This is a genomic window from Bradyrhizobium sp. dw_411 (assembly GCF_018449695.1).
In the GTDB taxonomy this organism is placed as follows: Bacteria; Pseudomonadota; Alphaproteobacteria; order Rhizobiales; family Xanthobacteraceae; genus Bradyrhizobium.
The window spans coordinates 1-12,642 of the sequence record NZ_JAAVUY010000007.1; the positions used below are offsets into that span (position 1 = coordinate 1).

11 protein-coding genes and 1 tRNA gene are annotated in these 12,642 nt (G+C 61.1%); 5 read left to right on the top strand and 7 right to left on the bottom strand.

What is annotated here, in order from left to right; genetic code table 11:
- Positions 1 to 219: 219 nt before the first annotated feature.
- Positions 220 to 295, bottom strand: a tRNA-Trp gene (locus HB676_RS13255).
- Positions 296 to 470: 175 nt separating this feature from the next.
- On the opposite strand from HB676_RS13255, the gene HB676_RS13260 reads away from it, so the two are divergent.
- The gene (locus HB676_RS13260) at positions 471 to 1,694 is read left to right on the top strand and encodes a serine hydrolase domain-containing protein (protein ID WP_213738271.1); all 1,224 of its coding nucleotides are present in this window, start codon (positions 471 to 473) and stop codon (positions 1,692 to 1,694) included.
- A 63-nt stretch (positions 1,695 to 1,757) separates the two neighbouring features.
- Here HB676_RS13260 and HB676_RS13265 read toward each other — a convergent pair whose 3' ends face one another.
- Together HB676_RS13265 and HB676_RS13270 are read right to left on the bottom strand one after the other, a co-directional pair.
- Positions 1,758 to 2,525 (bottom strand): glucose 1-dehydrogenase, encoded by a 768-nt coding sequence (locus HB676_RS13265; protein WP_213738272.1) that lies wholly within the window; start codon positions 2,523 to 2,525, stop codon positions 1,758 to 1,760.
- A 79-nt stretch (positions 2,526 to 2,604) separates the two neighbouring features.
- On the bottom strand, positions 2,605 to 3,345 hold the full coding sequence (locus HB676_RS13270; RefSeq protein WP_213738273.1) for a histidine phosphatase family protein: 741 nt from the start codon (positions 3,343 to 3,345) through the stop codon (positions 2,605 to 2,607).
- 212 nt (positions 3,346 to 3,557) lie between these two features.
- On the opposite strand from HB676_RS13270, the gene HB676_RS13275 reads away from it, so the two are divergent.
- Together HB676_RS13275 and HB676_RS13280 are read left to right on the top strand one after the other, a co-directional pair.
- The gene (locus HB676_RS13275) at positions 3,558 to 4,343 is read left to right on the top strand and encodes an SDR family oxidoreductase (protein ID WP_213738274.1); all 786 of its coding nucleotides are present in this window, start codon (positions 3,558 to 3,560) and stop codon (positions 4,341 to 4,343) included.
- Between the two features lie 936 nt (positions 4,344 to 5,279).
- Positions 5,280 to 6,251 (top strand): tripartite tricarboxylate transporter substrate binding protein, encoded by a 972-nt coding sequence (locus HB676_RS13280; protein ID WP_213738275.1) that lies wholly within the window; start codon positions 5,280 to 5,282, stop codon positions 6,249 to 6,251.
- 236 nt (positions 6,252 to 6,487) lie between these two features.
- Here the strand turns inward: HB676_RS13280 and HB676_RS13285 are convergent, their stop codons facing one another.
- A complete protein-coding gene (locus HB676_RS13285; protein ID WP_213738586.1) occupies positions 6,488 to 7,078 on the bottom strand; it encodes a DUF308 domain-containing protein in 591 nt (196 codons plus the stop codon).
- A 163-nt stretch (positions 7,079 to 7,241) separates the two neighbouring features.
- On the opposite strand from HB676_RS13285, the gene HB676_RS13290 reads away from it, so the two are divergent.
- Positions 7,242 to 8,141: an AraC family transcriptional regulator gene (locus HB676_RS13290; protein ID WP_213738587.1), complete on the top strand. Its 900-nt coding sequence runs from the start codon at positions 7,242 to 7,244 to the stop codon at positions 8,139 to 8,141.
- Between the two features lie 290 nt (positions 8,142 to 8,431).
- A complete protein-coding gene (locus tag HB676_RS13295; RefSeq protein ID WP_213738276.1) occupies positions 8,432 to 9,361 on the top strand; it encodes a hypothetical protein in 930 nt (309 codons plus the stop codon).
- A gap of 54 nt (positions 9,362 to 9,415) precedes the next feature.
- On the opposite strand, the gene HB676_RS13300 is transcribed toward HB676_RS13295, so the two are convergent.
- From HB676_RS13300 to HB676_RS13310, 3 genes are all read right to left on the bottom strand, one after another.
- Positions 9,416 to 10,546: a hypothetical protein gene (locus tag HB676_RS13300; protein ID WP_213738277.1), complete on the bottom strand. Its 1,131-nt coding sequence runs from the start codon at positions 10,544 to 10,546 to the stop codon at positions 9,416 to 9,418.
- 64 nt (positions 10,547 to 10,610) lie between these two features.
- Positions 10,611 to 11,750: a peptidyl-alpha-hydroxyglycine alpha-amidating lyase family protein gene (locus tag HB676_RS13305; RefSeq protein ID WP_213738278.1), complete on the bottom strand. Its 1,140-nt coding sequence runs from the start codon at positions 11,748 to 11,750 to the stop codon at positions 10,611 to 10,613.
- A gap of 53 nt (positions 11,751 to 11,803) precedes the next feature.
- On the bottom strand, positions 11,804 to 12,601 hold the full coding sequence (locus HB676_RS13310) for a substrate-binding domain-containing protein (protein ID WP_346347335.1): 798 nt from the start codon (positions 12,599 to 12,601) through the stop codon (positions 11,804 to 11,806).
- Positions 12,602 to 12,642: the final 41 nt, after the last annotated feature.

Sequence of the window (12,642 nt, forward strand, 5' to 3'; positions counted from 1 at the left end):
GCTAAGCGGCCATCTGCTCGGACTTCCGCTTTCTCGGGCCCCGTTTGTAGACGCAAGGCTTTCGTGGCGATCGCAGCCCGCTGGGGGCTCGCCTTTCGGTTAGCACTGGCGGTCTTCTGGCAGGTTTGGCAGCCGGATTTTTGGGGAAGTAGACCGTCCAAGTTGGGTCCACGTTCCCAATGCGTTCGACTGAACTGATGGCTAAGTAATTGATTTGATTGGCAGGGGCGGCAGGGCTCGAACCTGCGACAACCGGTTTTGGAGACCGGTACTCTACCAACTGAGCTACACCCCTGTGGGAACCAAGCGTCGCCGCTGATCCGTGCCGTTTCAAGCATAGGCGATGGCCGGATTGCAAGCCGGATTACATGAGGCAACCGGTTAACGCCCTGTTCAATCCCGGTCTCCTCAGTCAAACTCGACGCCGTCCGGCCGACAACAAAATAATGCTCAAGAAAATGGGAGAGACCATGACCGCGCAAACTGCCGCGAAGCCCCTCGCCGCCCCGCGGACCCCGCCGCTGCCCCAGGCCAGGCCGGAATCGCTCGGGCTGTCGTCGAGCCGGTTGCAGCGCGTCTCGGACGCGTTCAAGCGCGACATCGACAAGGGAACCATTCCGGGCGTGACCATCCTGGTGGCGCGCCGCGGCCAGATCGGCTGGTTCGATGCGCTGGGCAAGCAAAATCCCGCAGCCACCGCGCCGATGGCGCGCGACACGCTGTTCCGGATCTTCTCGATGACCAAGCCGATCGTCTCGATCGGGGTCATGACGCTGCTCGAAGAAGGTCATCTGCTGCTGACCGACCCGATCGCCAAATACATTCCGGAGTTTTCCAACCAGAAGGTCGCCGTCGAACATAACGGCAAGCTCGATCTGGTGCCGCTGGCGCGGCCGATCACGATTCAGGATCTCCTGCGGCACACGTCGGGCATCACCTACGAGCACAGCGGCAACGGCCCGGTGCATCAGATGTACCAGCAGTCGAAAGTTCGCAGCCGCAAGATCAGCAATGCCGAACACGCCGCATTGGTCGCGAGCATGCCGCTGGTGTGCCAGCCGGGCAGCGAATGGAATTACAGCCGCTCCACCGACATTCTCGGCCGTCTTCTCGAGGTCGTCTCCGGCAAAACGCTCGGCGCGTTCCTGACCGAACGGATTCTCGCCCCGCTGCAAATGACGGAGACCGCGTTTCACACCGGCGAAGAAAATGCGCCGCGTCTGGCCGAGGCCTTTGCGGCCGATCCCTGGACCGGCGAAAAAATTCAGCTCTTCAACATGCTCGACAGACCGGTAATGGAATCCGGCGGCGGCGGACTTGTCTCCACCACCATGGATTATGCGCGGTTCTGCCAGTTGCTGCTCAACGGCGGAACGCTTGAGGGCACCAGAATTATCGGACGCAAGACGCTGGAATTGATGGCATCCAATCATCTCAGCTCCGCCGTCAAAGTCGACTCGCCGTTGATGCCCGCCGGCCACGGTTTCGGCCTCGGCTTTGCCGTCCGCACCGATCAGGGCATGGCGCCATTTCCTGGCACCGTTGGCCAGTTCTTCTGGAGCGGCATCGCCGGCACGTTCTTCTGGATCGATCCGAAGGAAGAGCTGTTCGCCGTGTTCATGTCGCAGGGTCCCGGCCAGCGCGAATATTTCCGCACGCTGGTGCGAAGCCTTGTCTACGCCGCGGTGGAGTGAGGAATTCCACGCACCGCATACAATACGTCGTCGTCCCGGCGCAGGCCGGGACGACGAGAAGTCTCAACTGATCGTCGCCCCACCGTCGATCACGATGGTTTGCCCGGTCATGAACGTGCCCGCCGGTGCAGCAAGAAACACGGCGGCGCCGGCGATTTCGTCGGGCTCGCCTATCCGCAGCAGCGGCGAGCGCGCGGTGGAGGCCTTCAAAGTCTCTGGATTGTCCCACAGCGCCTTGGCGAAATCGGTCTTGATCAGGCCCGGCGCGATACAGTTCACGCGGATATTGTGCCGGCCGTATTCGCAGGCGAGATTGCGCGCGAGCTGCATGTCGGCGGCTTTCGAAATCGCATAGGCACCGAGCACGGTCGAGCCTTTGATTCCGCCGATCGACGAGATGATGGTGATCGAACCATCCTTGCGCTCGATCATCTGCGGCACCACCAGCGAGATCAGCCAGTGATTGGCGACGATGTTGTTGTCGAGGATCTTGCGGAACTGGTCGTCGGAAATGCCGGCCTGCGGCCCGTAATAGGGATTTGAGGCGGCGTTGCAGACCAGCGTGTCGATCTTGCCGAACACGCGGTTGGTTTCCTCGACCAGATGCTTGAGATCGTCCTTGGTCGAGATGTTCGCGGCCACCGCGAGCGCGACCTGCTTGCCGGCTTTGTCATTGATCGCCTTGGCGACCTCGTCACAGACCTGCTGCTTGCGCGAGGAGATCACGACTTTCGCGCCGTGTTCGGCCATCCGCTCGGCGATGGCGCGGCCGATTCCGCGCGAGGAGCCGGTGATGACGGCGACTTTTCCCGACATATCGAACAACGTCATGTCTCTCTCCCCTTGATGAATCCGGCTGGTTGCCGGTTTTCGATTTTTTTAGCGCGTGGTCTTTTTCTAGTGAATGGTCCTAGGCAAGCTTGGTCCCGCTGGCGACTTCCGGCCCGGCCGGCTGATGCATTGCGTTGTGCGACGCATCCGCCATCCATGGCTGCTGGTTGACCATCGGAATCCGCCAGCCGCTATGGTGCGCGCTGGCGAGATGATCGAGCCGCGTCACCGAGCAATTGTCGATGGTGAAGGCCAATCCCTTCTCCGGCTGATTTCCGAGTGCGAGGCCGACCGCGGCCTTGATGGTGCCGCCATGCGCGACCGCGATCACATCCCTGCCGGCGTGTTCGATAGTGATCCGCTCGATCGCGCCGCGCACGCGATTGTAGATATCCATAAAACTCTCGCCGTTGGGCGCGCGTTCGTCGATCGGCGCAAACCAGTAGCTGCCGACCTCGATCGGGCGACTGGCGAAGAATTCAGCGCGATTCAATCCCTGCCAATCGCCGAGATCCTGTTCGGCAAACGCCTTCTCGTGAGGCATCGACAAAGGCTCGGGAAATCCCGCCGCCCAGATCGCCTCGGCCGTCTGATGCGTGCGCTTGAGGCTGCTCGCATACCACAGAGCACCCCGCGGCAAAATTTTTCCGACCGCCTCGAACACCTCGCGGTCGCTGGTATCGCAGCCGATGTCCTTCTGGCCGTAGATGCAGCCGCCGTCTTCGCGCACCGGCGCGTGACGCACCCACCACCATCTGGTCGCAACGACGCCCGTGGGAACGGAATGCTGCGCGACGAATGGAGCGGCTGGATTGGACATCGCGAGAACCCTTCAATAATGTTGCGTGTCCTACGTCAGAGCACACATGATCTCAAGCAACTTGGGCGACTTGACGATCTGCTTCGGTGTTTGAAATCTTGTTTGAAATTCCGCAGGGCGGCAAGCATCGTTTTTGTGCGCGATTTCCAGACGAAAACTGGTAACACGCAGAAAACGTAAAAGGTGAACATAAAATTACACGGGAGAGACTCATGGGCCGCCTCGAAGGCAAATCCGTCATCATCACTGGCGCAGGAAGCGGCATCGGACGCGCGGCCTCGTTGCTGTTCACCAGGGAAGGCGCGAAGTTGATCGCGGTCGACCGCAGCGACAGCGTCAGGGAAACCGCCAAACTCGTCAGCGATGCCGGCGGAACCGTCGAGGCTGTTACCGCCGATGCCGGTTCGGAGAATGACGTGAAGGCCTTCATCGCCAGGGCCGTATCGACATACGGCAAGCTCGATGTAATCTGGGCCAATGCCGGCATCGGCGGCGGGTTGGTTCCGCTCGCCGACCAGACCGTCGATCACTGGCAGGAAATCCTGCGCATCAATCTGATCGGTCCGTTCCTCGCGATCAAATATGCGATGCCGCACATGATCGCGCAGAAACATGGCGCGATTGTTTGTACGGCCTCGGTTGCGGGCCTCAAATCCGGCGCCAGCGGACATCCCTACGCGGCAAGCAAGGCCGGCGTCATCAGTCTCGTGCAGACCACTGCCTATTCGCTGTCCGGCACCGGCGTGCGGATCAATGCGGTATGTCCCGGCCTGATCGAAACCGGCATGACCAAGCCGATCTTCGACAATGCGCGCGAGCGCGGCACCGACGGCAAGATCGGCCAGCTCAATCCGCTCAAGCGCGCCGGCCAGCCGCACGAACTGGCGGCGATGGGATTGTTCCTGGCCAGCGATGAAGCGTCTTACGTCAATGGCCAGGCGTTTCCGGTCGATGGTGGTCTCACGGCGTCGATGCCATATGCGGGGAAACCGATTTAACGGACGCGATCCATCAGTGTCGGCCCTGCGAACGCAGGGACCCATACGCCGCGGCCCATCGTTGAAGAATATTGTTCGACGACTTTCGCGCAACACAACGTCCTGTGGTTATGGGTCCCGGCCCAAGGCCGGGACGACACCTGTTATGTGGCGCGACTGCCAATTCCGTCATCGCGAGCCAACGGATCGCGCGAATGCGCGCCCGATGACAGGGCTCCGCGAAACAATCCATAGGGCAACAAGGAAGTTGTGGATTGCTTCGCTTCGCTCGCAATGACGACAAACATATCTTCGCATTCCCGCGACGCGTTTCGCCCGAGTTGTGCCAGAAATCTTCGCCCCCTCTCCAAACAGAGGGCGCAGGGAATGCCGGGCGCCTGGTGCGCCCGCTGCTGCGTGTGCGAAGGTCGTAGGTAAAAAAGCACACGCGTTAGTCAGGTCACACCGAGAACACCCGGCATTCCCCGCGCAATGGTTTACGGCTTACTTCGCGCTCTCCCCGGTGATCGGGCTTTTTTGCCACCGTCGCCTCGCGCAGTCTCCTGCGCGGGACTTGACGCCAGCGTCGAGGCGTCAGGACCACACGACTTCGCCGTCCGCGGCCATGTCATTCGTCACGTGACATTGCCGCGTCCATCGCATCCCGCGCTCAACGTCCGTGACGACCGCGAAGCGCCCCTCTTGTGAGCGCGGGATGACCATGGATATAGACTGATTTGCAATTTCTGAAAATCAGAATATTTTTACGAGGGGGGACTGGACAAATGAGCCAGTGCCGGGCGCATTGATTTGCCCGTCGGGTAGATCGCTTGAAGATCAAATCAAAGCGGACACCGCTTCGAAAGTCCAGCATCCATTATCGTTCAATTGCCTATGGCATCGCGCATTTCGCAGTATGATGGGCTGCTGCCCTCGGGCATCACAGAGGAGACGATGATGAGGTCGCTGATGGCCGCGGTCGCGGCTGTTCTCTTGTCCGCGCACGCCGCAGCGGCGCAGAACTTCCCGAACCGGTCGCTTACACTAGTCGTCGCGGCAGCCGCTGGGGGCACGACAGACGTGCTGGCTCGGATCGTGGCAAGGCGCATGGGAGAAGACCTCGGCCAGTCAGTCGTCGTCGAGAACGTAGCCGGCGGCGGCGCCACGGTCGGAACCCGCCGCGTGGTTCGCTCGGATGCCGACGGCTACACGCTGATCTTCGGCAACATGGGCTCACTGGCCGCGAACGTCTGGCTTTTTCCCCAACTCGGCTTCGATCCGCGCCAGGATCTCGCGCCGGTCGGTCTTGTCGCGATCGTGCCCATGGTTCTCTCCGTGAGCAAGAAAAGCGGCATACGCGACCTCGCCGGCTTTCTCGCGACGCTTAGGGCGAGGCCGGGTGCTCTCAATTTCGGCCATGCGGGCCCGGGCACGACCGGGCACCTGGCCGCCATCACCTTCCTGTATGTGACCGGCACGCAGGCCCACGACATCCCCTATCGAGGGGCCGGTCCCGCGATCAACGATCTTGTCGCCGGCACGATCGACGCCGTGATCGACCAGACTGTCACCATGATTCCGATGCATACCGGCGGCAACGTCACCGCGATTGCGACCACAAGCTCCAGCCGCCTTGCCCAAATCCCGGACGTGCCGACCTTCGTCGAGGCCGGCGTACCCGCTTTCGACCTGACGGTCTGGAACGCGATCGCTGCACCCGCAGCTACCCCGCGGCCGGTCCTCGAACGCCTTGAATCCTCGCTCAAGACCGCACTCGCCGATCCTGACCTGCGGCGCCGCTTCGCGGAACTCGCGGCGGATATACCCCAACCCGACCAAATCGGAGCGGAGCCGCTGCGGCGGCTGATCGCGTCCGATATCGAACGCTTCGGCCCAATCATCCACGCCGTCGGAGTAAAGGTGGAGTAGCGGCTTGCCGCAGGGACGACACTCGTTGCGTGGTAAGTTCGCAGATTCAAATTTCAAACGGCAAGAACGCAGGAATCCTGACCGTCATTGCGAGCCAACGGGTCGCGCGAACGCGCGGGTGCTGACCGGCTCCACGAAGCAATCCATTTCTGCGATACAAATAAAGAATGGATTGCTTCGTCGCAGGGAATGCCGTGCGCCCGCAGCCGCGCGCTCGCAGCTTCCAAAGGGCGGGCTCACGCAGACAACAGGGACTTTTTGGCTCGGGCTTCGCTGACCGTCAGCCAGATGGCGGAGACGAGAAAGTAAAAAGCGCCAAATGCGGCATAAGGAGCGATATCGGTGATGCTGGGGACGGCTGGAGCGGTCGCCTGTTTGATGAACACGACGCCGACGATGGCGGACTGACCACCAGCCAGGATCATCGCCCATTGAGCGCCGTAGGTCCGCCAGCGGCGAACGCCAGTGATTAACTGGAACAAGCCTGCCAACACGGCCCACGCACCGAACACACCGAGGACCGCATTCATGCTTGTACCGATCGTCAGCGCGACAGCGACGCCGGCGATCACACTGATAACGACGTTAAGCGCCTGGCTGGAGTTGTTGATCAGGCCACCGTTGCGCTGGGCGTCGACAAAATTCGCGGCCGCGTCCAACAACGGATAGGCAACCAGGAGTGCGGTGGCGATCGGCGGGACTGCTTTGCCAACGGTAAAGGCGCCCGCGACCCACGCCAGGGCTACCCCGGCACGCACGAAATAATACGATTTCAGCCAATGCGAAGCGACCCGCTGGCTGGATTGCTGGATGATTGAATCACTCATGTTCATTTTCCTTGTTGGTGATTAAGTCCGGAAGATCGGCATATTCCGATCCAGGTCGGATTCGGGTCGAAGCAGCTTTCGCGTTTAATCAAAACCTGCGATTTTCACTGTTTATTCTCGCATCAACGCGCTAGAATGATGCGTTCTAATATGAGATTTGGCCATGACTGAATTACTTGAAAATTTGACCAATCGTCCGGCGCCGGGTGAAGGCGGCGACACCTCGACCGACCTCCTGTCTCATGTGCTGTCGCAAATTCAGCTCACGGGAGACCGGGTTTATTCAACCGCGCTCAAAAAGAAGGGCCGGCTGGGGCTGCAAAGCGATGCGGCGTATGTGTGCGTCGTCACCAAGGGCGTTCTTCGCCTGGAGCAAGACGGCCGCACGCCGGTCGTCATCGATACGGGCGACCTTGTCCTGCTGCCGCGCGGCGCAGGCGGCTTGCGCTTGACGGCCTCGGATACCTCAACGACCGTTATCCTTTGTCGTTTCAGGTTCGATCCTGACAGCCTTCGGGGCATGATTTTCGCCATGCCTCAATACATCCAGATTCGGAAGAATGAGAGCGCGAACTGGCTCGAAGGCATCGTACATTTCATGATGGTCGAGGCTGTCGACGTCCAGCCAGGGGCTGCCTTGATGATTTCCCGGCTCATCGACCTCGTCGTCATCCGGGCGTTGCGCACCTGGGTTCATCACGGAAATAGGTCGGGATGGCTTGGAGGACTTTCGGACCCGAGGATCGCGACGACGCTGAAAGCCATTCATGAGCGCCCGATGCAACGCTGGAGCATCGAGGCCCTTGCTGGCATCGCAGGAATGTCCCGTTCGAGCTTTTGTGAGCGTTTCACCGCCTTGGTCGGCCGTTCCCCGCTGCGCTACCACAATGAATGGCGCCTGGCGCTGGCGCGGGGCCTTCTGGCCAGACACGGCGCGCGGGTCGGCGAGGTCGGCCTGAGTATCGGTTACGAGTCGGAGGCGGCTTTCAGCCGGGCCTACAAGAGTCTATTCGGCCACTCACCGCGTGATGAATTCAAGCTGCGCAACGGTACAGCCGTTTAGGCGCAAATAGACGTCGCACATGATGCTGCTCTCCCAAGCTTGAAGTACGACGCAGCGGCATCGACCACGTCACACTCGCGCTCACCGCGCCTTCTCCCCACGCCAACAAAATTCAATTGTGACTTTAAATTGAGTCGTGACTCGCGACGATCTATGACAGAATTACTACAGCGAGATTTATGACAGATTTATTACAGCCGAATATCAGTTCGGTTACATGTGTGGAGCGGTCAATGAGTCTGGAATGGCGTGAGCAATCAGGTTCCTTGTCGAGGTCCTTGTCGCGATCAATGACGCGTTCAGTGTCGCGTTCCCTTGCCTGGTCGAATCCGCTGGCCTGGTGGTGGAGCATGCTGACGCTGGTCAGCGGCGTGAACATCGCGGTCTGGTTCCTGCTCTATCGCGAGCTGCGCGAACAGACGGCAGGCAGTCTCGTCAGCACATCCGGCATCGAGATCATGCTGCTGCTCTGCGCGGCCTATGTGTTCGGCTGCGCCTTCAGGTCGTTCCTGCCGCGCGCCGATGTGCAGCGGATTTGCCTGTTCGACACCTGGCTGTCGAGCGTGGTGGTCGGCCGCTCGGTCGCGACCGTGGCGGAAGTCGCGTTCGCGGTGCAGTGGGCGATGATGCTGCATCAATTGGGCACCGTCACGGGCGCCGACACCGTCGTGAATATCGCGTGGGTGATCGTGCCGTTGATCCTGATCGCCGAATGCTTCTCGTGGTACGCGGTGCTGACCACCCATTATCTCGGCAACGCGATCGAAAATTCGATCTGGGCGGTAGCGTTCTTCCTCGCGGGCATCGGGCTGTGCAGACTGCTGCCGGAATTCGACGGCGCGGTTCGCGCGATCCTTGTCGTCAACATTGTTGGGATCGCCGCCTATCTGGCGTTCCTGATGACCATCGACGTCCCGATGTACCTGAACCGATGGCGCACCGAAGTCGCTGATGGCGGCAAGTTGCTGCTGCGGCCGATCGAGGGTTTGCGTGACGTCAGCACACGCTGGGTCGTGACCCACGATATCGCGGAGTGGAAGGGCGAACTCACCTGGATGGCGCTGTATTTCAGCATGGCGGTGTGGGCCAGCCTCGCGCTGTGCGTGTTCTACGCCTCAGCGGATCAGCTTCCGCGCTATCGCACCCATGCGGTGGTGGTGAGCCAGTCACTTGATGTGCCGGCACAGCCTAACCTCTCTCATCCGTCGTCCCGGCCTTGAGCCGGGACGACGTGGAGAGAGTTGTGGCCGACACTATCAAAATGCTGACCCCACTCACTCCACGCGCCGAAACTTCTGCGCGCGATGTCCGTATCCGACTTCCGCGGTATAGAGGTTGCCCTTGGAGTCGATCGCGATGTTGTGGACCCATTTGAACTGGCCGGGCTGGCGGCCATGGCGGCCCCATTGGGTCAGCACCTTGCCGTCCTCACGGTTGATCGTGATGATCTGGCCGTTGGCGCCATCCGCAATGAAAATGTATTTTTGCGCCGGGTCTTCCGACAGCACGAGATCCCAGACCGAACCGTTTTGAAGCGTGTCAGGCTCGATCCGGAATTCCTTCACGAAAGTGCCGTCCTTGCGGAAAATCTGGATGCGATCGTTGGCGCGGTCGCACACATACACCAGGCCGTCATTGGCGATCCGCACGCAATGCACCGGATTTGAGAATTGCTCGGACAGCGGCGCATCGGGCTTGTAGGCCGCCATCTTCTCATCACTCGGCTTGTGTCCATACGCACCCCACAGACGCTTGAAGGCGCCGGTCTTGGCATCGAACACGATGATGCGGCGATTCCTGTAGCCGTCGGCGACGTATAATTCGCCTGCCGGCTCGTCGAGTATCATATGCGCGGGACGTCCGAGACTATCGGGGCTGTTGGAGTCGCCGGTGGTGCCGGCCTTGCCGATCTGATGCAGGAATTTTCCGTCACCCGTGAAGGTGAGGATCTGTGAATCCGCATTGTCATTGCCGGCGAGCCAGACATTGCCCTGGCTGACGACGTGAATCCCGTGCTCGTTCCTGGGCCAATCGTAACCCGGCCCGGGACCGCCCCAGGCCTTGAGCAGATTGCCTTCCTGATCGAACTCAAGCACCGGCGGCGCCGCGGTACAGCACTTGGTCTCCGGCGGATTCTTGGTCGCGCCTTTTTCATCGTCAAATACGGTGGCGGGGCGATGGATGATCCAGACGTGATCGTTGCGGTCGACCGCGATGCCCGAGACCTGCCCGAGCACCCAATTGCCGGGCAATGGTTTGGGCCAAAACGGCTCCGGCTGAAATTTCGGCACACCCGGCGCATTGGAGGGTTGGCCCATCGGCGGCGGGAATGTCTGCGCGAAAGCCGGACCTGCGAAACCGGCGATAATGACGGCCAACCGCAGCGCCTTGAACGATCCGATCATTATCATTTCCTCCCCTGCCCAATTATCGTTTGTTGTTGCCGTTCATCGTTCGCGCGGCTGGCGTCTACCTCACCTTGACATATTTCCGCAGCACGCGCGGCCGCGGTTCGCCCGCAAACACATTGCCGAATTTATCCACAGTGCCGAACTCCGCGCCGCTTCCGGTTGTCGTGGCCGGATTGCCGCCGGGATCGAGAATGAAATATTTCACCCAGCCGCTCTGCGCATCACCGATCCGGATGCCCTGTTCGAAACCAGGATTTTCGACATTGTCCGACTCGGAATCGTAGACATAGATCAGGTCTTCGTCGTTGTAGGAAAATGCGATCCCGCTCGGCATGCCGAACTGGTGCCATGAGGTGAGATATTTGCCGTCCTGATCGAAAATCTGGATCCGCGTATTGACGCGGTCGCACACGAACAGGCGGCCTCGTTTGTCCATCGCGATGCAATGCGGCGTGAGAAACTCGCCCGGCGCGTATCCCGTTTTGCCCCAGGCCTTGATGAACTTTCCGTCCTTTGAATATTTCACGATGCGGTTGTTCGAGCCGTGCCCGTCCGCCACGAAGATATCGCCATTGGGCGCGGTCACCACCGCAGCCGGCGACCTGAAATGATAGTCGTCATTCCCGGCCACACCGGGCTCGCCCAGCGTCATCAGCACCTGCCCATCGGGGCTGAACTTGCGCACGAAGTGCCCGGCCTTGACGCCGGCCTTGGCGGCGATGTTCACCGCCTCCTCGCTCGCCGCATCGGTCGCCCAGACATTGCCCTCGCGGTCGACATGCAGCCCATGCGGCCAGATGAACATGCCGGCGCCGAAACTTTTGACGACGTTACCCTTGGGATCGAACTTGTAGATCGTGTCGTGCGGCTTGAGCTTGCCGTCGGGCAACATGCAATCCACGCCAAAACGCCCGCCTTTGGCAAACACCAGCGGACTGGTCTCGTCGCATCGGATAAAGGCCCACACGCTTTCGCCGTCGGTGTCGATATACATCGACGCCGGCGGCCCCATCTCCCGGCCGCCGGGAAGCTTGGCCCATTCGCCACCGGGAACGCTGGGGCCGCCTCCGTCCGCCAATCCCCGGACCGGACGGTACGGATTATAGCTCGGCGCCTGGGCGAAGCCCGCTGCGTCCATCGCGAGCCATGCAGCAAGGCCCCACAGGGCTATCGATCCGGCTCGCAGGATTGTCGACATCAAAGGCCTCGCGTTCGGAATAAGGGATGTGAAAGCTGCCATGGCTGAAGCTGTCAGCGTGCCGCCGGTGGCGCCAGCCCGGCCTTCACGATAACCGGCACGGCCTCGGGCGATGTCAGAAACCGCAGCAGCGCCTGCGCCGCTTCGGGCTCGTGGACCGAATTGGTCAGCGCGCCCGCAAAGGAAAACATCGGCTGGACCTCGGCCGGAAGTGCACCGACGAAGCTGATGCCGGGCACCCGGATCAATTCGCTGACCTGCTGGAAGCCGATTTCCGCCTCGCCGCGCGCAACCAACGCGGCGACCGGTTCGCCGGACGGCGGTCCGCGGATCTTCCGGCTCTTGCCCGCGATCTCCTGGGCGACGCCGAGTTTGGCAAACAGGGTGGTCGACAAATACGTCCCGCTGCCGCTGTCGGAATAGGCGATCGACTTCGCCGCCAGCAGCGTCTTGCGCAGCGCTTCGACGCTGCCGATGTCGGGTTTTGGGGCGCCTTCGCGCACCACCATGCCGATCAGCGAACGCGCCAGTTCGGCCTTGCTGTCGGGCCGCGTCAATCCGCGCTTGCCGAGTTCGTCCGCCGCGCCGCCGTCGAGGATCACGACGTCGGCGGCCTCGCCGCGCAAAAGCCGCGCCGGAATGGCCTCCGGCGAATCGCCCATCGAGGGGCCGCGCATCGTCACCAGATGATGGCCGCTGGCGCGCTCGAATGCCGGACCCAATTGCTCATAGACGCTGTAAAAGCCGGACGAAATCAGCACATGCACGTCTGCCGCAGAGGCCGCCTGCCCCATCCAGAGCACGGCCGCACCGATCGCGAACAGCCATCTTGCCAGTGGCCTTGATTTCACAGCTTCCTCCCACACGGTTCTTGTTGGTTGTTGCCGGCATC